The 21,286-nt window shown below is 61.8% G+C and carries 13 protein-coding genes; 6 read left to right on the forward strand and 7 right to left on the reverse strand.

Going from position 1 to position 21,286, the window contains the following annotated elements; all coding sequences use genetic code 11:
* Positions 1–15: 15 nt before the first annotated feature.
* Positions 16–2,520: a DUF1592 domain-containing protein gene (locus K8U03_04335; GenBank protein ID MCE9604113.1), complete on the reverse strand. Its 2,505-nt coding sequence runs from the start codon at positions 2,518–2,520 to the stop codon at positions 16–18.
* A gap of 283 nt (positions 2,521–2,803) precedes the next feature.
* Between K8U03_04335 and K8U03_04340 the strand changes: the two genes are divergently transcribed.
* The 3 genes from K8U03_04340 to K8U03_04350 all read left to right on the forward strand — a co-directional run bounded on the left by K8U03_04340 (position 2,804) and on the right by K8U03_04350 (position 5,771).
* The gene (locus tag K8U03_04340; GenBank protein MCE9604114.1) at positions 2,804–3,721 is read left to right on the forward strand and encodes an EamA family transporter; all 918 of its coding nucleotides are present in this window, start codon (positions 2,804–2,806) and stop codon (positions 3,719–3,721) included.
* Between the two features lie 133 nt (positions 3,722–3,854).
* Positions 3,855–4,073: a hypothetical protein gene (locus tag K8U03_04345; GenBank protein ID MCE9604115.1), complete on the forward strand. Its 219-nt coding sequence runs from the start codon at positions 3,855–3,857 to the stop codon at positions 4,071–4,073.
* Between the two features lie 198 nt (positions 4,074–4,271).
* On the forward strand, positions 4,272–5,771 hold the full coding sequence (locus K8U03_04350) for a hypothetical protein (GenBank protein MCE9604116.1): 1,500 nt from the start codon (positions 4,272–4,274) through the stop codon (positions 5,769–5,771).
* 89 nt (positions 5,772–5,860) lie between these two features.
* Here the strand turns inward: K8U03_04350 and K8U03_04355 are convergent, their stop codons facing one another.
* Positions 5,861–6,607 carry a hypothetical protein gene (locus K8U03_04355; GenBank protein ID MCE9604117.1) on the reverse strand — a complete coding sequence of 249 codons (747 nt, stop codon included), beginning with the start codon at positions 6,605–6,607 and terminating at the stop codon, positions 5,861–5,863.
* Positions 6,608–6,812: 205 nt separating this feature from the next.
* Between K8U03_04355 and K8U03_04360 the strand changes: the two genes are divergently transcribed.
* Both K8U03_04360 and K8U03_04365 read left to right on the forward strand, forming a co-directional pair.
* Positions 6,813–7,373: a methylated-DNA--[protein]-cysteine S-methyltransferase gene (locus tag K8U03_04360; GenBank protein ID MCE9604118.1), complete on the forward strand. Its 561-nt coding sequence runs from the start codon at positions 6,813–6,815 to the stop codon at positions 7,371–7,373.
* 284 nt (positions 7,374–7,657) lie between these two features.
* On the forward strand, positions 7,658–7,876 hold the full coding sequence (locus K8U03_04365; protein ID MCE9604119.1) for a hypothetical protein: 219 nt from the start codon (positions 7,658–7,660) through the stop codon (positions 7,874–7,876).
* A gap of 48 nt (positions 7,877–7,924) precedes the next feature.
* On the opposite strand, the gene K8U03_04370 is transcribed toward K8U03_04365, so the two are convergent.
* Both K8U03_04370 and K8U03_04375 read right to left on the reverse strand, forming a co-directional pair.
* Positions 7,925–9,331 carry an amidohydrolase family protein gene (locus tag K8U03_04370; protein ID MCE9604120.1) on the reverse strand — a complete coding sequence of 469 codons (1,407 nt, stop codon included), beginning with the start codon at positions 9,329–9,331 and terminating at the stop codon, positions 7,925–7,927.
* Positions 9,331–12,558 (reverse strand): amidohydrolase family protein, encoded by a 3,228-nt coding sequence (locus K8U03_04375; protein ID MCE9604121.1) that lies wholly within the window; start codon positions 12,556–12,558, stop codon positions 9,331–9,333. The genes K8U03_04370 and K8U03_04375 overlap by 1 nt, the downstream gene beginning before the upstream one ends.
* A gap of 243 nt (positions 12,559–12,801) precedes the next feature.
* On the opposite strand from K8U03_04375, the gene K8U03_04380 reads away from it, so the two are divergent.
* Complete coding sequence (locus tag K8U03_04380) at positions 12,802–13,872, forward strand: alpha/beta hydrolase (GenBank protein ID MCE9604122.1); 1,071 nt, start codon at positions 12,802–12,804, stop codon at positions 13,870–13,872.
* A gap of 28 nt (positions 13,873–13,900) precedes the next feature.
* On the opposite strand, the gene K8U03_04385 is transcribed toward K8U03_04380, so the two are convergent.
* The 3 genes from K8U03_04385 to K8U03_04395 all read right to left on the reverse strand — a co-directional run bounded on the left by K8U03_04385 (position 13,901) and on the right by K8U03_04395 (position 21,240).
* Entirely contained in the window at positions 13,901–17,338 is a 3,438-nt protein-coding gene (locus tag K8U03_04385) for an SUMF1/EgtB/PvdO family nonheme iron enzyme (protein ID MCE9604123.1), read from the reverse strand.
* Positions 17,339–17,436: 98 nt separating this feature from the next.
* Entirely contained in the window at positions 17,437–18,864 is a 1,428-nt protein-coding gene (locus K8U03_04390; protein ID MCE9604124.1) for a 50S ribosome-binding GTPase, read from the reverse strand.
* Between the two features lie 63 nt (positions 18,865–18,927).
* The gene (locus K8U03_04395) at positions 18,928–21,240 is read right to left on the reverse strand and encodes a YidC/Oxa1 family insertase periplasmic-domain containing protein (protein MCE9604125.1); all 2,313 of its coding nucleotides are present in this window, start codon (positions 21,238–21,240) and stop codon (positions 18,928–18,930) included.
* Positions 21,241–21,286 lie beyond the last annotated feature (46 nt).

Raw genomic sequence — 21,286 nt, forward strand, 5'->3', positions numbered from 1 at the left:
TTTCTAACTCTGAAACTACTCGCCGGCCGTGTCGTTGATTCCGCGGCGCAGGCGGAACGGTTCGCTGCGTACGATCTCGGTGCAGAGCGCCGAGAATTTATAATCGTTCTTTTTCAACGTCGCGACGACCTGATCGATCGCGCGAGCGTCGTAGTATTCCAAGCCTCGGCCGAGGGCAAACGTCAGCATCTTCTCGGCTAGGCAGCGGGCAAACTTATCTCGATCGGCAACCAGAATCTTTCGCAGTTCGCTCGGGCCGTGAAACTTCTCGCCGGTCGGCAGCTTGCCCGACGGATCGATCGCGGCTCCTTCGTCTTCCAAGCGATACGCCCCGATGGCGTCGAAGTTCTCGAAAGCGAAGCCGAGTTGATCCATCTTCGCATGGCAACCTGCGCAAGCCGGGTTCGCGCGATGCTGCTCCATGCGCTGCCGCAGCGTGCCGGTCAGCTTGTCTTTTTGTTGTTCCAGCTCGGGCACATCGGGCGGAGGCGGTGGCGGAGGCTCGCCGAGAATCTGTTCGAGCACCCATTTGCCACGCTTCACCGGAGAGGTGCGCGTCGTGTTCGAGGAGACGGTGAGGATGCCGGCCTGCGTGAGAATGCCGCCGCGGATGCCGTCGGCCAGCGTCACCCGTTCCCACTCGGAATCGCTGAACATGCGCTTGCCGCCGGGGACCCACTTCTTCGTATTCTTCGTGTTCCCCTTCGTATCGGCGACGCCGTAAAACTTCGCGAGCGACGCGTTCATGTAAGTGAAGTCGGAGTCGATCAAGTCGACGATGCTTCGATCTTCGCGGATGATCGCTTCCAAGAAAAGTTGCGTCTCTTTGAACATCGCCTGCCGGAGCGGCTCTTTGAAATTCGGGAAAGTCGTCGGGTCGGGAGCATGCGTCTTCAGCCGGCCCAGCTGCAACCACTGCATCGCGAATTGCTCCACGAGCGCGCTGCTCTTCGGATCGGCCAGCATCCGGCGCACATGACTGTCGAGGTTCTTCGTCAGCTCGTTCTTCCGCGCAGCGGCGAAGAGCGCGTCGTCGGGCATGCTGCTCCAGAGGAAGTAGCTCAAGCGCGAAGCCAGCTGGAATTCGTCGAGCGGGCGAGTCTCTAAGGCGGTCGGACGGTCGTCGAGTTCGGCGCGAAATAGGAACTTCGGACTCGCCAGCACCACTTCGATGGCGAGTTGCAAACCGGCTTCCCACTTTTCGCCGCGGGCTTCCGCATCGGCGACGACCTTCACCAAGCGATCGACTTCGATCTTCGTCGCAGGCCGCCGAAACGCGCGCGAGGCGAACCGGCTCAGGATCTCCTGAGTTCGTTCCGCTTGCGTCTTACCCGTCGAGTCTAAGAGCCGGCGCATCGCAAACGGGCGCGTATCGACCGGCCCGTCGAGCGACAACGAGTTGAGAAACAGTTCGGCGTCGGGCGTCCCTTCTTCGGTCTTCACCAAAGCGACGCCGAGGCGCTCGAGCCCTGGAATCTCTGTCACTTTCACATCGAAGATCTGCGGTTTCTTCGGATCGCGACCGGTGACTTCGAGCGTCTCCAGAATGCGAATGCGGCCGAACCGCGGAGAGCCGGCTTCGAGCAACTTCGCCACCTCTTCCGGCTTCGAGGGGTCGGCCAGTTGAGAGCCCGACGCGAAGACCGCGATCTTTACCGGCAGTTGATCGGCCCGAGCGCCGTAGCAACTGATGTTGAAGCGATACTCGTCGTTCGGCGCTACTCGATACTGCGCGAAGAGGGGACCGGTCAGCGACATTTCTTTCGCCGGCTTCGTCGACAGGATGCGGAAGTTGCCCGAGAAGTTTTGCTTACCGGCGGGATCGCGCCCCTTGAGATACACTCGGCGTACCGTCGGCTTCGGCAACTCCGTCGGCATGACCTTTTTCGCGATCTGTTCGGCCGCCGCGAGATAGCGCTCCATCAGCACCGGCGACATCGAAAGGACATCGCCGATGTTGTCGAAGCCGTGCCCGACGTCGTCGGCCGGGAAGTCTTCCGAAACGTGCGCATCGAGACCGTAGAAAAGATCGCGGATCGTGTAGTCATATTCCACACGGTTGAGCCGGCGCATCGTGACGCGGCCCGGGTCCGGCGCGGCGTTCCGATCGTAGTCGTCGAAGATCTTGCGGACGGCGGCGACGAACTGCTGCGTCTCCGCGGTCGTCGGTTGCGGCCTCTTCTCCGGAGGCATCGCTTGCGACTCGACCATCTCGAGCAGGTTTTCCCACGACTTCCGCTTACGAAGTACATCGCTCGCGCTGCGCACATTCGCCAGGGCTAGGCCTGCCTTCGGATTATCGCCGCTATGGCATTCGACGCAGTGCTTCGTGAGATACGGCTGAATCGGCAGAGACTCGGCCGACTTCGCTGGCGGGTTCGCCGCCGTAGCGATCGTTGACAACCGACTCGCAGGCCCTAGCAACCCACCGGCGGCGATCAAGGCGCACGTGGCCGCCAGCGCGAGGGCAACCGCGCGCGCAGCAAACGAACGAACCAAGATGCTTGGAGATGGTTTCATCGAGGAAGAGGCAACAGAGTCGGCTTGCAGGGAGCAAGCCCGATCGGAGGTCGGCAGGATTTCGGTGGGCGGGCAAAGGGGAGGAGTAGCGGCGGGCGGTACGTCTATTGTAGCCGATGCGCGACGGCAGCGGCAACGGGAAAGAGGCGTTAAAGCCCGCCCTCACGAAGGGGATGAATCGACATAATTCGGCGATTTTGCGATGATCGGCCAGGCGACTTCGTGCGATGCTTCCGGTCGTCCGTGATGTTCCTTCGACGACATGGAAAGCGCGGTCGTTCCGATGGCTCTCTGGCTTGTGATCTTGATTCGCGTGGTCGCCAATCCGGCGGCGAACGTGTATCAGAAGTTGCTGACGCGCGACGGCGCGGCACCGATTCTGGTTATTTTCGTCTCACACCTTTTTCTGTCGTTCATCTGCGCACCGATTCTCTGCGTCGCGCCGACACCGCGCAGCTTCGACTTCTGGATCAACATCACGATCTGCGCGCTGCTGGCCGTCGCGTGCAATACGCTTCTCGTGCAAGCGCTGAAACTCGGCGACCTCTCGCTGCTCGGGCCGATCAACGCTTATAAGTCCGTCGTGAGCTTGCTGCCGAGCCTATTGCTGCTCGGCGAGTTCCCCAGCGCGGCGGCGCTCTGTGGAATCGCTTTGATCGTAGTCGGCAGCGTGCTGCTCGTCGGACGAAACGACTCCGCCGACTTCCCTGCCGGCGGTTCCTTTCGGTACGCCGCTAGGTTGAAGACTCTTTTTTATTCGCCCGGCGTGCGGTATCGGGTCGCGGCTTTGGTTCTCTCGGCAACCGAGGCGGCGTTTCTCAAGCGTGCCGTTTTGGCGTCGTCGCCGGCGATCGCGTTCGCTTGGTGGTCGATCTTAGGAGCCGCGGCTTCGGGCGCTGCGCTGGTGGTTTTGCAGCGGGGCCGATTTCGCGACGCCGTGTCCTGCCTCTCCGGCAAAGCCAACCTGAGGCGATTTATTTTCCTAACAATTGCGACCGGGCTTATGCAATATTGCACGATCGTCGCTCTCGACGGCTTCCAAGTGGGTCCGCTGCTGGCTCTGTTTCAGATTTCGACCCTTTTAAGCGTGTTTTTCGGGCATCGTTTCTTCGGCGAGCCCCACTTTCTGCGCCGACTTTTCGGGTCGGCGATCATGGTCGCCGGGGCTGCGGTCGTCGTAGTTTGCCGGCAGAGCCCGTGAGTCAGCCGAATTCATCCTATTATTTTTTTGCAATAAATGCGACGCGACCTGCGTCTTAGTGTTAGATATGAGAGCCCCCCTTTTGTCGGCACTCCTCACCGGCCCCTCATTTTCGCTTTCAAGGACAGCGGCGATGCCTTATTGCAAATGCCCGCGCTGCGCGAATGTGGCCCATCTGCATCTTAAGATCTCGCGCTACGAGTGGTATCGGACGTATTTTCCAACGCACGACCCTCGGCAGCCGGCGCCGGCGATTTGCGCTCGTTGCTGGGTGAAAGAACATGGCCTGGAGACCGGGGAACCTCTTCCTCCCCACCTGCGCGTGTTGGAACAACAGCCGACGCATTCATAAGCCCGCGGCATTCTTAGCCCGAGTTTGCGTCGCGCCCTCCTGCCGATCCGTTTCTTCGGGCGGAATCGATCAAGCGGATTTTTAGCGATACTTCGGTCGTGCGGTGGTGTTTAAATAAGCATCCCACGAAGCGGCGCTTACCCGACGCGCTGATCCACGTCCCGCCGGCTTCACGGATCGCTTTTGGAGGATGTCGGTATGAAGTGGCTATCGCTGGTCGCCCTAGGGCTCGCGTGTTTCGGAGCTATCGAGATTCCCACGTCGTCGGCCCGCGCCGCGGCGATCGACTCCGACGAACGGATTCAAAAACTAGAAGCGGAACTGACGAAGCTGCGCGCGAGCGTGCAAGGCATCGAACGCGAGCTTCAGCAACTCAAGGGAACACCCGACAAGCCACGACTCGACAAGCCACGCTTGGAAGATCGCGAGCAAGCCCGCCGCAATAGCCAAGAGCCGCGCGACGAGAAGCGACCGCCGGCCGGCAAGCCTCGTCAGGCGCAAGCGCACGACGGCTGGGACCAACTCGCCCGCATCTTAGCTCACCGCCGCATGCAAGAATTTCACGCGCATCACGGAGCGCAGGGTCGACATGATGGCCGCCGCGCCGATAGCTTCGGGCCGGGCGGGCATCGCCCCCCTTCGTTCGGCTTCGATCCACGCCACGGACATGACCGCAAGCCGGGCGGAGACTTTCACGCTCGTCGCGACCATGACGACCACGATCGACGTCATGCCCGTTCGGACGACTTCCGCCGCGACGAACCGCAGCACGGCAAACAGCATGGCGGGCCGCGAGCAAATGGACCACGACCTAATGGGCCCCGGCCTAATGAACCACGGCACGGCGACTTCGGCCGAGGACCTGGCGACTTCCACGGCCACGCGATGCATCATGGCCGCCCGGAACATTTCGGCAGCCGCTACGGTCGCGGTCACGACGAGCACTCGGATCGTCGCGAATTCAGCCGTCACGAATTCCACCGCGAACATTTCGGTCGTCATGACTTCGATCGTCACGATTCCCATCGGCATAGCTTTCATCGACACGGTCGCGATGAGGCGCATGCCTCGCTCTCGCCTCGCGCCGGTCGGCCGGATTTCCGACATGACGGCCCGAGCCGCGATCGCGACGACGCCCGTCGTGAATGGCATGCCCGCCACGGGCGGGAGAACGACGGCCGCGAGTTTCACGATCGTCGCTCGGAAGGTCGACCCGAGGGCGCCCGCGCCGAGGGCCGGCTGAACGAACGCCGTCCGGAAGCGGGCCCGCCCCGAGGGCCTGTGCGAGAAGGAGCACGCGACGGGAAGCCACCCGAAGGGCCGCGCGGCGGCATGCGCGAGCGCGACTCGAACGACGCCCCTCCGCGTGACGCCGGACCGCGCCGCGAGCCACCTCGCGGCACCGGCCCGCGCGATGAGAAACTGCGAGATGATCAGCGGCGCGATGAGAAGCCGCGTGACGAAAAGCCGCGAGAAGCCGGACCGCGCGGCGACGGGCCACGTGAACGGGCTTCGCGCGACGAGGCTTTTCCATTCGAGCAACCCGAGCGATCGGCGCAGCCGCAGTTCGGCCAAGCCCAAGTCGGTGAAGTTCAATTAGGGCGAGCCCAAGCGGGCCCGGTGCCGTTCGATCTCGATCGGCTGTTCGACTTGGTCGAACTGCTGGATCGTCAGCTTGAGCTTGCCGTCGAAGAATAACGCCCCTTACAAGTCAGACCGCGCGAGCCTCGACTTCGGCTCGCGCGGTCTGATGTAAGTTCGATCGACCGCCGTAATCTCTCAGCGGATCACTTCATCGCGATCGCGCGTTGCAGCGGGCGGAGCACGTTGTCGATCACGTAGCTATCGACGATCTCGCGGCACATCACCGCCAGCTTCTCTAGGACCTCGACATAAGTCCGGTCCGGTCCGAGGCTGCCGTATTGTCGCGCCGTGAGATAGACGCTGAGTTGCTCTTCCGGGAACTCACGCGTGCGCGCCTGATAGGCTGTCGTGCGGTTTTCGATGCTCAGGCGGCATTGCGTCCGGCAATCTTCGTCGATCGCCAGCGTGATCGAAGGCTCGTAGCTGATGACGCCGGCGTTCGGCAACTCCAGTAACTTCTCCATCGCCGGGCTCACACCGAGCGCGTCGGCGATCAATTGATTGTGGTTGCCGCGATAGGTGAAGTCGAAGCCGAACAGCACATCGAGCGCTTCGCAATCGAGCGGGCTCACCGACAACATATACGGCGCCAGGTCGAGCGCCAGCCGATGCTGATCGAGGGCGTCTTCCACCGATGTCGGATTCACGTAGCCCGAGCAGACGCGGCGATGCTCGATCGTCGCCCAACGGTAGCTGCCGTTGTCTTTGTCTTCTTCGAGGACGAAGTCTTGCTTCTCGCCCCGGCTATAGAAGTTGCGCATCGAAGGATACTTCTTCTGAATGCGCTCGAAATAATGCAGGACCGTTTCCCGGCCGTGCGGAAGCTCCATCTCGGTGCTTAGGTTCATGTTGACGTAAAAATCGTCGGACAGAGAACCGTAAGTATCCATCGTCGTCCCCCTTGATCGAACTCCATCCCGAACAACAGGCCGCCTGTCGGCGGCACGGCCCCGACCTCGGCGGCCGATCACACGATTGCGTTGAGTTTCATTTTGGTTGCAGTATAGAATGCCTTTCGGGGGACTGTAAAGCCGCGCCCGGCGACCGCAGTCCGCCGACCGTGATGAATCGTCTCCCTTGGCGAGCGACCGAGTTATGGATAGCTCTCGAACCTCCGCGTTGCGCTACACGGTTTTTCCGAGCGACTTGGGTTGGTTCGCACTTGCCGGCTCGGGCTCACATGTCGTGCGACTGTCGTTCGGGCATCCGACGGCCGACGCAGCCCGCCGCTCGCTCGCGCCTCCTATGCGCAACGCTCCGCGCGACGACTTTTGGTTCGGCGAACTCGTCGAACGCCTGCAAGCCTATGCCGGTGGTGCTCGCGATGATTTTCGCGATGTCTTGATCGCCTATGAAGACGACACGCGCTTCCGCATTTCCGTCGCCCAGTGGTGCCGACGGATTCCGCCCGGCGTGACCGTAACCTACGGTCAACTGGCAGCCGCGGCCGGACGCCCTGCCGCCGCGTGGGCCGTCGGCAACGTCATGCGCACGAATCGCGTGCCGCTGATTATTCCCTGCCACCACGTCGTCGCAGGAACCGGCAAGCTCCACGGCTATTCGGCGGCCGGAGGGCTCGCCACGAAACGCCGACTGCTCGACATGGAAATAGAATCCTGGATTTCGGAAGCGGTGCGGAAGGTCGTCGAGGCGTAAGCCGGATGGCCGGATTTTTTTGCGCGAACCCTTCGCGAAGCGGTCTCGTAGAACACCGTAACCCGGAAATTCGGGTTCACACCGCGACGCCGTTGCCGGCAAGCGAAAGCCGGGATGTGCGTTCACGTTACGGTTGCGTTAAGACCCGATGAGGCCGATTTTACGCCGCTCACCTCAAATCGGTATGGCGACTTTTCCGGCCGCGAGTCACAATTAATCGTAAGATTGCCTGACAGTCCCGCCTTCCGTTCATTCCCACGCCGTATTCTTTTCGGCCTACCACCGTGATCTCTCACAACAACGACGAAGATTCGACCTGGCAGAATTGGATCGTGGAACGCCGTCCGCAAGACGGCGCGATCCTGGTCCGAGTTCCGTCGACGCGCCGCGATTCTTCGGGCGACACGTTGCCTGACGCCGTCTTTTCGTTTCGCGACGGCGATCCGCAATACCGCCTCTGGTCCGAGCGACTGGAAAATCGCTCGCCTGCGAAGGCGTCGTAAGGACGCCTTCGCAACATCAGCGCCGCAACGCGAACTTTGCGTGCAGGGTTATTCGGCGGCTTTCGTCGGCGCGAGTTGCCGATACTTCTCTTGATACTTTTTCCAAAGCCGCTTGTGACGATCGGAAAGATCGACTTCGCGGCCGTCGATGTAAGCCGCGGTGACGAGGCTCGCGATATCGAGCGGATCGCCGGTCGAGACGAACAGCGTCGCCGCTTTGCCGCTTTCGAGCGAGCCGAGCTCGCGCTCGACTCCCGTGATCTGCGCCGGATAAAGCGTGATCGATTTCAGCGCCTCGTCGTAAGGCAAGCCGAAAGCCACAGCGGTTGCCGCGTGGTAAGGCAAGTTACGGATGTTCGCCATCCGATCGCTCGCGCTGATACAGAACTTCACGCCGGCCTTGTGTAACTTCGCGGCGATCGTAAACGGCGCGTCGTAAGGATCTTGCCGATGACGAGGGAGCCGATTCACCCCTTTCAGAATCACCGGCACATTCTCGGAGCGCAACAACTCGGCACATTCCGGAGCTTGGTACCCGCCGACGATGACGAGCTTCACCCCTTCTTTGCGAGCGAACGCCACGGCCGATTGAATCTGGCGCACATCGTCGGCACGCACGAAGAGCGGCGTCTTTCCTTCCAAGACGGGAAGCATCGCTTCCCAACGAGCGTCGAAGTCCGGCGCCGCGGCCCCTTGGCTGCTTCGCGCGCGCTTCAGAGTTCGATAGCTCCGCGCATCGGCGAACACGTTCGTGAGTTGCTCCATGACCCGAGCGCGCGTCTTCTCTTTCGGCTTGGAGTCTTCCATGCGCCACGTATGCGACTCGACGAGCGACGGCCAAGAGACCATCATCGCTGCTTCGCCCCGCACCGTCATCTGCTCCCATGTCCAACCGTCGAGCCGCATCACGGCCGCGCGCCCGCTGATCAGCCCGCCAAGCGGTGCGGTGACGACCGTCAACACGCCGTTGGAGCGCGTCACCGGAATCAGCTCGCTGTCGGGATTGAACGCAGTTTGCGCTCGGACGTTCGGATTGATCTGCCCGACTTCCGTGTGATCGACCGTGGCGCGCACCGCCGCGATCTCGACGAGCCCGACTTCCGTATCGGCATCGAACAGGCCCGGATAAACGTGCTTTCCTTTCACATCGACGAGCTGCGTATTCTTCGGCAAGTCGACCTCGAGGCCTACCGCCGTGATCTTGCCACCGACGAACAGGACCGTGCCGCCGACGATCTCCGGCCCGACGACCGGATGGACCGTGCCGCCGACGAGCGCGATCGGCGTCGATTGCGGCGCGCCGGGCACTTCGGGGGCAGCCTGCGCCGCTGCCGAGCAACCGAGCAAGAACGCGACGAGAGCGACTCGGAGCATGTTTCGCATTCGGGAAGGAATCGTCATGATCTTGCGTTGAATCATCTTGCACTGAGCTTGAGTGTTACGAAGAGTCGTCATTAGTTTTGCTCCTTGCGTTCGATTTGTCGCAAAGAGACGTGCGGCGAACGGCAGCCGCAATAGATATCGTCGCGGGCCCACTCCATCGACTTATCGCCGTCGCCGGTCTCGACCGGATCGCCCGACGCGAGCACACGTTGAATCAAGGCCGCTCGTCGCAGGGCGGTCTCTTCGCGACGGCGCTGGTCGTCGGCACGGTCGAAGTATTTGCGGCCGTCGATCCACGTTTGCTCGCAGCGCCCCACGCTCGACAGCGGCGACGCGCTCCAGACCGCGAGATCGGCATCCTTGCCCGGCTCGATCGAGCCGACGTACTTATCGACGCCCAACTGCTTCGCCGGATTGAGCGTGACGAACTTCAACGCCTCCTCGGGTGCGACTCCGCCGTACTTCACCGCCTTGGCCGCTTCGAGGTTCAAGCGTCGCGCCAGTTCGGCATCGTCGGAGTTGAACGAGACGACGACGCCCGCTTGGTGCATCAACGCGCCGTTGTATGGAATTGCGTCGTAGACTTCGAACTTATAGGCCCACCAATCGGCGAAGCTCGAACCACCGACCCCGTGCTTCGCCATGGCGTCGGCCGTTTTATAGCCTTCGAGAATGTGCTGAAGCGTGGCGACGCGGACGTGAAATTCTTCGCAGACCCGGAGGAAAGCGATGATCTCGTCTTGGCGATAGGAGTGGCAATGCACGAGCCGCTTGCCGTCGAGCACCTCGACGAGCGCGTCCATTTGGAGATCGACGCGCGGCGGCAGGCCCCGCTTGAGGCTGCGATATTCTTTCCACCGCCGTTTGTAATCTCCGGCCGCGCGGAACGAATCTCGCAGCAACTGCTCTACCCCCATGCGCGACTGCGGATAACGGTTGTTTCCCGGCCCCCAATTGCTTTGCTTCACGTTTTCACCCAAGGCGAACTTGATTCCCGGCGGCGCGGCCGCGAACTTCATTTCCTCCGGCAAACCGCCCCAGCGAAACTTCAGAACTTGGTTCTGTCCGCCGATCGTGTTGGCCGACCCATGCAGAATGTTCGACGCCGTGACGCCGCCGGCGAGTTGGCGATAGATGTTGATGTCGTGTGGGTCGATGAAGTCGGCGATGCGCACTTCGGACGTAACCGAATGTGAGGCTTCATTGACACCGCCGTCGGTCGCGATATGCGAGTGGCAATCGATAATGCCGGGCGTAAGATGCTTCCCTTTCACGTCGACGACGGTCGCTCCGGCCGGCACGGCCAGATCGCGGCCGACCGCTTTGATGCGCCCTAGCTCGACCAGCACCACGGCGTTTTCGATCTTGCCTGCCTTGCCGCAGGTCCACACCGTAGCGCCGACGAAAGCCGTAACGCCCGCCGGAGCGGCCGTCTGATCGAGCGGCTTCTCAACGCCGTAATCCCCCAGCGGATAATTCACCGGATACAGCGCCCGCTTCGGCTTCTCGTCAGGTTTTTTATCTTCCGGCTTCTTCTCTTCGGTTTTCTTCTCCTCAACTTTCTTCTCTTCCGGCTTAACCGCCGCCGCTTGCGGTTTCGCGGGCCCAGCGTCATCATCCTCGACAGATACCGTCAAAGGTTTTTTCGGCTCCGCCTTCTCTTCCGGCTTTTTCGTTTCTTCCTTTTTCGTTTCAGCCGGCGCACGTCGTGCTTGCCAAGCGAAGCGCGAACCGTCGCCGAGCGTCAGCGTGCCGTCGAGCAGCGTCGTCGGAGCTTGCTCTCGTTCGTCATGGCGGGCCGTAAGGATCGTGGCGCTGAGTTGTGCTTCCCCTTTCCAATCCAACGGCTCCCCTTTCAACGACGCGGCCCATTGCCCGCCGTCGATCGCCACGTTCTTCAGCGGCGATTCCTTTCCGCCGCGCAGCAGCTTTCCGGTCAGCTTGTCGGCGTCTCCTTCGAGCACGAGTTCCAGTTTCTTCTCGCCGGCCTTGGCATCGCGCACTTCGAGATTCCAACGCCCGCGTAGATCGGAGAACAAGAGGGGCACGATGAGGTGTCGGTGGCCGTCGACCCAGGTTTCATGGATCTTCGCTTTCGCGTCGGTGAACAAATCTCCGTCGACGACCGTAAACGACGCCGACTTGCCGACTTCGAGCGTGCCGTAGCGATTGCCGATGCCGAACAAATCGGCCGGCACGGTCGTCAGCGCGCGCAGCGCGTCGTCGGCCGTCAAGCCGCGCTCGATCGCCTTGCGCAGCGCCGCGAGAAACGTCGCTTGGTCCTTGAGGCCGTGCGTCGTCAGAGCGATGCGCACTCCCGCTCCGGCGAGTCGCCCGGGATTTTCCGGTGCCAGATCCCAATGCATCAACGCCTCGAGCGAGACCGACATCGCCGCTTCGGCATCGGCCACGGCCGGAGCGCCGGGAAAGCGGAGCGGCACGATGACGGGCCGACCCGAAGCGCGCACCGCATCGAGCCGCTGATATTCAGTGCCCGAGCCGCGCACGATGATCGGCAAATCGAACTCGCGCCCCACTGCATCGGCGCGGAGAAAATAGAGCACGTCGCTCGCGTCGACGATGAGCGGAAGCTTGCGCTCGCGCAGCGCTTCCAACTCCGCCAGCGCCGAGTTCGACTCCGGTCGGGGCACGGTCGGGTTCGTGCGATGAGCGTCCCAAGCGCGGGTATACCAGCGCCCGTCGTGAAAAGTTTGTCGCACGAGCGCGAGCGCTCCCATCGGCGAGTCGGGATACTTGTTCGAGCTGCCGCGCACCGGCGTCATGCGGACATGCAAACCCGCCTGTGGTTGCACAAGGCCGAAGTTCGGCGTCTCGTCTCCCGCGGTGACGACGGCGCTCGTCCCTTTCACGATCCCGCCGGCCGGTGCGACGAGCCGGAGCGCGAACCCTTGCGAGCGGTACTTCTTATTCAGATCGGCGGCGGGCTTATAGTGCTCATCGACTCGCAGCTGCGGCGCGATGTCGGAGTTCCAAGCGCCGTTCGCAGGGCGCGGGGCTTCGATCGCTTGTTCCGAATAGGCGTCGATGAAGCCGGCGTACAATGTGCGGCCGGTAACATCGGAAACGGTCGCGCCGCTCGGCACCTTCGCCTCAGCTCCGACGGCCGTGATGAGCCCGTCGCGAAAGACAAGCGTTCCCTTCTCGATGACGCGTCCCGGCGCGACGACGATTCGCCCGCCGACCAACGCATGGAACGACGGAGTGCGATCATGAAGCCCCTGGACGGGAGCTGTGCCGTTGTCTGCGCCGCACGCCACGACGCAGCGCGCGAGCAACATCGGAACGAGCCATGCGCAGCGAGCAAAACGAGACCGAGCCGCCATAAAACCCTCGAATCGACACCAGCGGGCGAGATTCAATCTTTCGACGATAATCTACGGGACCGAGCGATGCCAGAGTCGGCACGACGGCAAACGCCTGCTCAGGTCGAAATACTTGCTTCCCGCGCAGGGAACGACGACAGTGAGTTGCCGGAACGATCGAATTCTTTCGCCGCTCTCCCTCCTACCTGGCCCTCCGCCGTGAATAACAAACCCTTGTTTGCTCTCTTGCTCGCTGCCTTCGCGATCGCTTCGTCGCCTGCCGATGTGAGCCGCGCTCAAGACGCTAAGAAGTCCGCTCCGTTGCACGAGCATCTCAAGCAGCGCTATCGCGATTGGTTGGAGATTCGCTTCGATCAGCCCTATGCCGAGACCGACGACTACGCACAGATGCTCGATCTTTATCTGCCGAAGAAACCGAAGAGCGATCGGCCGCTGCCGGTCGTCGTGTTCGTTCACGGCGGCGGCTGGAAGTCGGGGAGCCGCAAAAGTTATTCTTCAGGCGCAGGCGAGTTGGCGATGCAAGGGCGCTACGCCGCGGTCACGATCGGTTATCGGCTTTCCGGCACCGCCCCATGGCCCGCGCAGATCCACGATTGCAAAGCCGCGATTCGCTGGATCCGCGCACACGCCAAGGAGCTGAACATCGATCCCGATCGGATCGGCTGCACCGGCGGTTCGGCCGGCGGACACCTCGCGTTGTTGTTGGGAGTCTCCGGCGACACGACCGCGCTCGACGGCAACCTCGGGAAGCATCTCGACGCGAGCGGGCGCGTGCAATGCGTCGTTAATTTCTGCGGCCCGTCCGATCTGCTCGCGCCGCTCGGGCCCGGCATCGCCGATCGCAGCTACACCGATCCACTCGTGCGCGAGTTGCTCGGCGGCACCGCCGTGGCGAAGCCCGACGCTGCGAAAGCCGCTTCGCCGCTCACTTATATTTCGGCTAAGACGGTCCCGATCATGACGATCCACGGCACGGCGGATACGGCCGTCGACTATCAACACGCCGAGAAGCTCGACGCGGCGCTGAAGAAAGCCGGCGCCGTGTCGCTCTTGATCCCGATGATCGACGGCGGACACGGAGTGCCGGCCACGCCCGACCTCGTCGGCCGCATTCAAGCCTTTTGGGATCTATATCTTTTGGGGATCCAAAGCGAAATCTCCACGGCACCGATCGTCGTCCTCCCAGCAACCGTGCCCCCGCCGGCAGCCCCCAAAGCGACGGCGTCGAAAACACTCACCCCGAAGCCGCAACCCGGCGCGAAGGAATAGCTTCTGCGTTCGCTTCCCGCACAGGCTCCTACCACTCCGACACGCATCGAAAGCCGAAGTGGTTTTGACGGCCCGACGTCGGGAAGTTGGCGCGATACGCAGAGCGAGAGTAGGAAGCGGAGGCAGGCCAGTAGCCGCCACGGAGTACCCGATTGGGGCCGTTAGCTGGACCGATTGGGTCATTTTGCGGAGGGGATCTTGAATACCAGCTTTCGGAGTAGCTGTCGCCGCACCATTCTTGCATATTCCCGTGCATATCGAACAGTCCGAAGTGGTTCGGCAACAAAGTGCCCACGGGCTGCAACTTGCCGTTTGTGCCTGTGTTCTTGTCGTACCAACCGTACCAACCGTACTTCGGCAATTCGTTGTAATCGTCGCCGAAGCTGTATTGCGTGGTCGTCCCGGCCCGACAGGCGTATTCCCACTCCGCTTCCGTCGGCAGGCGATACGTTGATTTCTCTTGCTCACTCAGCCACTTGCAGTAAGCCACGGCGTCGTTCCAGGTGATTTGTGCGACCGGCGAATCGTCCGTCACGACGTAGCGCGGCGTGCGCCAGTTCCATTGCTTTTGTACGTCGGTGATTTCGTCCGTCAACACCGTCTTTGTCGACTCACCAAAGCCGTATTGCTCGGCTTCCGTGACGTACTTCGAGGCTTCGACGAACTTCTTGAACTGCCCGATCGTTACCTCGGTCGCACTCATCAGCAGCGGCTTCGTGATGACGACCCTGTGTTGAGGCCGTTCGTTCTTTTCGATGGTGCCGATGACTCCGCTATCGGCTTTCATTTCGCCGGCCGCCTTCAACGCCGCCTCGACTTGTTCATCGGTGCTCCCCATCAGAAACTCGCCGGGCGGAATCAGGATCATCTTCTGGCCGACGCTGTTGAGCGTTTCGATCTTCATCCCCAAGTGTGCGGCCCAAGCGGTTTGATGAGCCTTGGCCGTGGCGGCATCGAACGGAGCCACCGCCGGCGGCGGCGGCGGCGTACCAACGGGTGTAGGCCTCGGCAAAGGAGAAACCACCGGCGGCGGTGGTGTTGTCGAAGTAGTCGTTGAAGCCGCGACGGCCGGCACGTCCGGCACCGACACACACCGAAAGCCGTAGTTGCCGGAACGGCCCGACGGTCTGATGAAGAAGCGAGACGCACTGCGAGTGGCGCAAGCGAAGTAGCCCCAGATGCCGCCACGGAGCACGCGTTGGAAGCCGGTGGTTGGGCCGCTGGGGCTATTAGTTGAAGTCTTCTCGTACCACTTCTCGTTGTATAAATCGCCGCACCACTCTTGCAAATTACCGTGCATGTCGAACAGACCGAAGCCGTTAGGTAGCTTCTCCCCTACCGGGTGCGGTTTATTACCGGAATTCTTTTGATACCAACCGTATCGATCCAACAGCGTCACGTCGTCGCCGAACGAATACAGCGTGGTCGTCCCGGCCCGGCAGGCGTATTCCCACTCAGCCTCGGTCGGTAAGCGGTAGGTCGCTTTTTCTTGTGTCGAAAGCCATTGGCAGTAAGCCACGGCGTCGTTCCAACTGATTTGAGACACGGGTGAGTCGTCGGTCACGGCATGGCCGGAGTTGCGCCAGCTCTTTTGCTTCTGAAAATCGGTGATGGTCGTCAACACTGTCTCCGGCGACTCACCAAAGCCGTATTGCTCGGCTTCCGTGACGTACTTCGAGGCTTCGACGAACTTCTTGAACTGCCCGACCGTGACCTCGGTCGCACTCATCAGCAGCGGCTTCGTGAAGACGATCTTGTGCCGCGGCCGCTCGGAGTTCTGGGTGCGGCTTGCGAGACCTATATCGGTATTAATTTTGTCGGCCAACGCGGCCTCGACTTGTTCATCGGTGCTCCCCATCAGAAACTCGCCGGGCGGAAGCAAGATCATCTTCTGGCCGACGCTGTTGAGCGTTTCGATCTTTATCCCCAAGTGTGCGGCCCAAGCGGCTTGATGGGCCTTGGCCGTGGCGGCATCGAACGGAGCTACCGCCGGAGGCGGCGCTGCACTGACGGATATGATTTTCGCCGAAGGGACCGTAGCCGGCTTGGTTTCCACGACGGCGCTGCCGCCATCCGGGACTTGAATGCGTGCGACCTCCTTACCATCCTTGCCTCGAATGGTTACCCACACACCGAGCGCTAGCAGCAGGAAGCCAGCCGCACCGGCGGCGACGAGCGTCTTTCGGTTGCGATACCAAGTGCCGCTCGAGGATGTTCGAGGCTTCGTATTCGGCCGGCGAACCAGCGGCACGACGCTTTCACTCTTGGGATCGGTTTCGACTTCGTTTCCGAGATAGGCGATCGTCTTCTCGGGCACGGCCTTCGTCGCTGTTTTCACCGTTTGCGATGTACCGACTGCGACACCGTCCGATACCTGAACCGTGCGGAATAAGTCGGTGAGCTTGTTGTCCTGGTTCAAGCCGGTGAACGTCGTCGTCGCGCCGGGATTTCGGAACGCTTCCAGATCGGCAACCAATTCGGTTGCTTGTTGGTAGCGATCTTGAGGCCGCTTGGCGACCATTTTCCGAAAGATGCGATCGAGCTCGGCCGACACGTCCTTGCGCTTCGCGGTCAAGGCGGGAATCGGCGCGTTCATGTGCGCGAGGATCTTCTCGACCACCGTTTGGCCTTCATAGACGTTGCCGGCGGTGAGCAGTCGATAGAGCGAGCAACCCAGCGAATAGATATCGCTGCGGCCATCGGCATGGTGAGTATTCGCGGCTTGCTCGGGGGCCATGTAATCGACCGTGCCCATCACCGTGCCGGTGTTGGTGAGTTGATGGTCGGCGGCATCGCCGGCGTTATCGAATCGGGCTAAGCCCATGTCGAGAATTCTGACGATCCCCTTTTTATCCAACAACAAATTCGCCGGCTTGATATCGCGATGGAACACTCCCTCGCCGTGCGCATAGGCTAAGCCGCGAGCCGCTTGCAGAATACAATCGACGGCCTCGATGACGGGGAGCGGGCCACGCTCTTTGACGAGGGCCGACAAGTCGCGCCCCTCGACGTATTCCATCACTAGATACCAAACCCCTCGTTGCACGCCCGCGTCGTTGGCATGCACGATGTTGGGGTGCGACAATCGGGCGGCGGCTTCGACCTCTCGCTGGAAGCGTTTGACGGTCGCTTCGTCTTTGGTCACGGCGGCAGGCAGCAACTTAATGGCCACAAGCCGCTTCATGTGCCGATGTTGGGCCTTGAAGACTTCGCCCATGCCCCCTGCGCCGATCTTGGCGAGCAGCACGTAATCGCCCAGCACGAGCGGCGTGCCCGAACAGGATAGCAGTTCCTGCGATTGGAACTCGGTGAGTTTACCCCGCTGCAAGAGCAGCCCGGCGAACGATGCTCCATCCTTGGGCCGCTCGTTCGCCGCCGTCTCCGACCAAATAGTCTTTAATTCGTCGGCAGACAGTAAGCCCGCCGCGACGATCGCCTTGCCGAGTTGGTCAACTGTGACGGCCATTCCATCCCCTGATCGAAGCAGTCGCCCATAGTAACCATCCCGAGGGGGAAACGCGATCGTCAAATAAGCGAATCGGACTCGAACGGACGATCTTGAGCCTACTTCCCGATGCAGAAGCGGCTGAAGATGCGGTCGAGGATGTCGTCGGTGTAGACCGTTCCGGCAACTTGGCCGAGCTCGTCGAGCGCGAGGCGGAGTTCGGCGGCGACGATCTCGTCGCCGCTCTGCGAACGGCACGCGCTCGAGGCCGCGGCAAGCGCCTCGGCCGCGCGTCGTAAACTATCGCGGCAGCGAACGGCCGTCGTGCCGACGACGTCGCCGTGCGCCGATTGCGCGGCGACGACCGCTTCCGCAATCGCTCGTTTCAGCGCGTCGAGCCCTTCGCCCGTCGCAGCGCTGACGTTGATTGAAGCAACATCGAGCGAAGGAACCTCTAGCGCCGACGAATCGCGCGTCGAACCTGCCGACTCCAGATCGGACTTCGTGCGGATGAAGAGCGTCGTTCGAGATTCCACGTCCGTGGCGGCCTGTGAAGCGCCGTCGCAGCAAACCAGCACGACGTCGGCATTGCGCCGTTGTGCGGTCGTCGCAAGTTGCGAGGCGGCGAACAAGGTATCCGAGCGGGTTTCCATTCCGTTGTCATCGCCCTCATCACCATTGTCGATGCCGGCCGTGTCGACGAGCTCGACCTCGACCCCTGCGAGCGTGAGACGGCAGGTGAGATAGTCGCGCGTCGTTCCCGCCGTCGGCGAGACGAGGGCTCGTTCGCTGCCGGCGAGCGCGTTGAAGAGCGTGCTCTTGCCGGCGTTCGGCCGGCCGACGAGCACGGCCCGAGGCAACTCCCCCGCTTCGCCGCGCGCGGCCATGCGCGCGAGCATGGCGTCGACCGTGGTGCGTGCGGCGGCGAGACCGCTCGCGAGCTTGCTCCGGTCGATGAACTCGAGGTCTTCTTCGACGAAATCGAGCCCCGCTTCCAGATCGGCGATCAAGTTCAACAGCTCGCTGCGCAGCAAACGCAACGGCTCCGCCAGCCCGCCGGCCATCTGCTGCAGCGCGTTATGCAAACACCGGGCATCGACCGCATCGACGACGCCGAGCACCGCCTCGGCCTGCGTAAGGTCGATCCGCCCCGCCAAAAAGGCCTGCAACGTAAACTCACCCGGCCTGGCCGGGCGCGCCCCATGTCGACACACCTCGGCCAGCACCGCCGCGACGATCGGCGCCGAGCCCGGCACGTGCAGCTCGACGCTCGGGCGGCGCGTGTAGCTCCGCTCGGTCGGCCAAATAAAAAGATCGACCGGAACCGGCGCGTGAAACTCCGCGAGCCGCAGCTCGCCGGCAACTGCGGCCGGCGCCGAACTCGGAAAGGGATCATTCGCTTCTGCAGGCGTCGTCGGCGACGAAGCATGAAACAGCGGCCGAACGCAAGCCAGCGCCGCGGGCCCGCTGATGCGAACGATTCCCCGCGCCCCGCCCCCTGCGGCGGAAGCGACGGCGGCGATCGTCTCTTCGTGGGCCGGAATCATGCACACCTCGGCGCCGCTGCGGCGAGCGGACCGCTATTAAGCTTGATTCTAAGCTCTGGCAGCTTAGCGTTTCTTCGACTTCTTCCCGTTCTCCGTCGGCTTCGCGACTTCGACGTTCAACGTTGCATCGGCGATCGGAGCCGGCTTCGCCTTCGGAAGCAGTTTCCGTTCGCAGATGCTCCACACGCTCGACGTGATGAAGTAGACGCACAAGCCGGCGGGAACCTTGAAGAACATGAAGCCCATGAAGAACATCATGTACTTGATCATCTTCTGCTGCATCATCGTTTGTTCATCCGTCGCCGGCGGCATGAACATCTTTTGCTGAATCAGAAACAGCGCGATCGTGGCGAGCGGCAGCAGATTCAAGAACGGCCCGAGCCACCCTTCCTCGCCGCCGAACATCACCGGCAAGTAGGGCTCCCAATACCAAAACATATCCGGCGCGGCCAAGTTGGAAGCCCAGCGAATGTTCTCGCTGATAAGCGGCGCTTGCCTGAGCTCGACGTCGACTTTGAGCGAGTTGTAGAGTCCGACGAAAATCGGCAGCTGCATGAACACCGGCAAGCAACCGGCGAACGGATTGTAATTGTGTTTGCGGAACAGGTCTTGCTGCGCCTTCGCAAGCTCCTCGCGCTTCCCTTTATACTTTTCCGTCAGCTTCTTAATCTCCGGCTGCAGCTCTTGCATCTTGATCGCGTTCAAGGCTTGCTTCCGGCTGATCGGGAACATCATCGACCGCACGACGACGGTGAGCATGATGATCGCGATGCCGTAGTTGCCGACCCAACCGTAGAACGTGTGGAGCAGGAACAGCATCGGCACGGCGACCCAATCGAACCAACCGTAGTCGATCTGCGCGTCGAGACCGTTGGCGGCCATCAACTCGGGAACCTTCGGGCCGAGATACACTTTGAAATCGTGCGCCACAATCGCATTCGGCGCGGTGTCGCTCGCAGCGCTCGTCAGACGGAAGCTGACATCCGTCGTCTTCTTAAACGAGGCCTTTTCCGGCGTCGTACCGACCTGGATCGGCACCAGCCGCGGAAACCGATTCTCGTTCGGGTCGTCGAGCTTCGGCAGCACGACCGCCGTGAAGTAGAGCGCATCGACGCCGACGTATTTCACGGGCCGATCGGTGAGGTGCGTGAACGTCTTATCGACGATCGACGTGCAGATGAACATGCCGTTCTCGACGTACTTGCCGTTGAACGTGCCGAACACGACGTCGCGCACGCCGCAACCATCGACGAGGCCGATCTTCGAGTCTTTCGAATACCAAAAGCCTTCGACCGGCAAACCGGTCGGGCCGTCTAAGCGATATGCCAACTTGCGCCCTTCTTGGGCCGTGTTCTTCAGCTCGATTCGCATGTTCAGCGTATAAGCCTGCGCCGTGTCTTCCTTCGAGTTCACATCGCGCCGCTCCAGCGTATAGCGCTTCGTGACTTCGACGTTCTTCCCCGGCACTGCGCGGCGAAAGGCAACCTCGTCGGGCTTCGACGCATCTTTCGGCAGCAATTCCCAGCGCGCCGTGCGCAGATCGACCCCGGCGAGCTCGGTATCTTCGAGCCCGAGCTCGAGGTCGCCGACTTGCTGCAACGTCAACAAGAACGACAACGGATCGGCGCGCCCCTTATCCTTCGTGTCGGTGTATTCCGGCCGGATCAACTGCAACGGATGGCGGCGAAGCTCGACGTCGACCGTCTGCGACTTCCCTTCACGGAGCAATCCGATTTTGACCTTCGACCCGGGCTTGGTTTGCACCAGCGCCCGCTCGAAAGCGATCACGTCCGTCGTCGGGAGATCGATTACCGAGGTGACGACGTCGCCGACTTTGATCCCGGCGGCTTCCGCCGGAGTGCCGACGCCGACGACGTTAACACGACAACCGACGCCGACGGGCTTCCCCTCTTTTTGCTCGACGTACGTTTCGACCGAGAGGTTGCCGAGATATCCGCCCGAGGGATGGATGTTGTCGACTTCGTGGTAGCGAGGGTTGTTGAGTTCGACCCGCTCGACCGCCGCGCCGAGGTTGTTGAACGTGACGAGCATCCGGTAAGGGCTCTCGTCGTCGAGCGAGCCGAGCAGCGCCCATTGCTGCGGTTGCAATTGCTCCGCGGCAGGCGCGACGGGAGCCGCGGCCGGGGCGGCCGGATCCGGTTTCACACCGGGAGCGACTTCGCCCGGCGCGCCGAGTTTCTTGTCTTCAGGCTTCTTATCGTCCGCCTTCTTCTCACCGGGCTTCTTATCTTTATCGGCGGCGTTTTGCTGCGCGACCGGCTTCGGCGGGCGCGGAAACCACCACTGCATCAGCATTTGACTGCCGAACATGATGGCCATCGCCAAGATGAGGAAGGTAAAGAAACGCTTGTCCATGTTGCGAGGCACTCCGAGCGCGCCCTAAGAAGCGAGGGGCGGCTCT

The sequence above is a fragment of the Planctomycetia bacterium genome (assembly GCA_021413845.1).
Taxonomy (GTDB): Bacteria; Planctomycetota; Planctomycetia; order Pirellulales; family PNKZ01; genus PNKZ01.

What these genes read in the sequence shown, in the direction of transcription:
- K8U03_04385 (MCE9604123.1), bottom strand. Translation starts at nt 17,338, where the DNA reads ATGGCCGTCACAGTTGACCAACTCGGCAAGGCGATCGTCGCGGCGGGC.
- K8U03_04340 (MCE9604114.1), top strand. Translation starts at nt 2,804, where the DNA reads ATGGCTCTCTGGCTTGTGATCTTGATTCGCGTGGTCGCCAATCCGGCG.
- K8U03_04370 (MCE9604120.1), bottom strand. Translation starts at nt 9,331, where the DNA reads ATGACGACTCTTCGTAACACTCAAGCTCAGTGCAAGATGATTCAACGC.
- K8U03_04375 (MCE9604121.1), bottom strand. Translation starts at nt 12,558, where the DNA reads ATGTTGCTCGCGCGCTGCGTCGTGGCGTGCGGCGCAGACAACGGCACA.
- K8U03_04345 (MCE9604115.1), top strand. Translation starts at nt 3,855, where the DNA reads ATGCCTTATTGCAAATGCCCGCGCTGCGCGAATGTGGCCCATCTGCAT.
- K8U03_04350 (MCE9604116.1), top strand. Translation starts at nt 4,272, where the DNA reads ATGAAGTGGCTATCGCTGGTCGCCCTAGGGCTCGCGTGTTTCGGAGCT.
- K8U03_04395 (MCE9604125.1), bottom strand. Translation starts at nt 21,240, where the DNA reads ATGGACAAGCGTTTCTTTACCTTCCTCATCTTGGCGATGGCCATCATG.
- K8U03_04390 (MCE9604124.1), bottom strand. Translation starts at nt 18,864, where the DNA reads ATGATTCCGGCCCACGAAGAGACGATCGCCGCCGTCGCTTCCGCCGCA.
- K8U03_04335 (MCE9604113.1), bottom strand. Translation starts at nt 2,520, where the DNA reads ATGAAACCATCTCCAAGCATCTTGGTTCGTTCGTTTGCTGCGCGCGCG.
- K8U03_04360 (MCE9604118.1), top strand. Translation starts at nt 6,813, where the DNA reads ATGGATAGCTCTCGAACCTCCGCGTTGCGCTACACGGTTTTTCCGAGC.
- K8U03_04355 (MCE9604117.1), bottom strand. Translation starts at nt 6,607, where the DNA reads ATGGATACTTACGGTTCTCTGTCCGACGATTTTTACGTCAACATGAAC.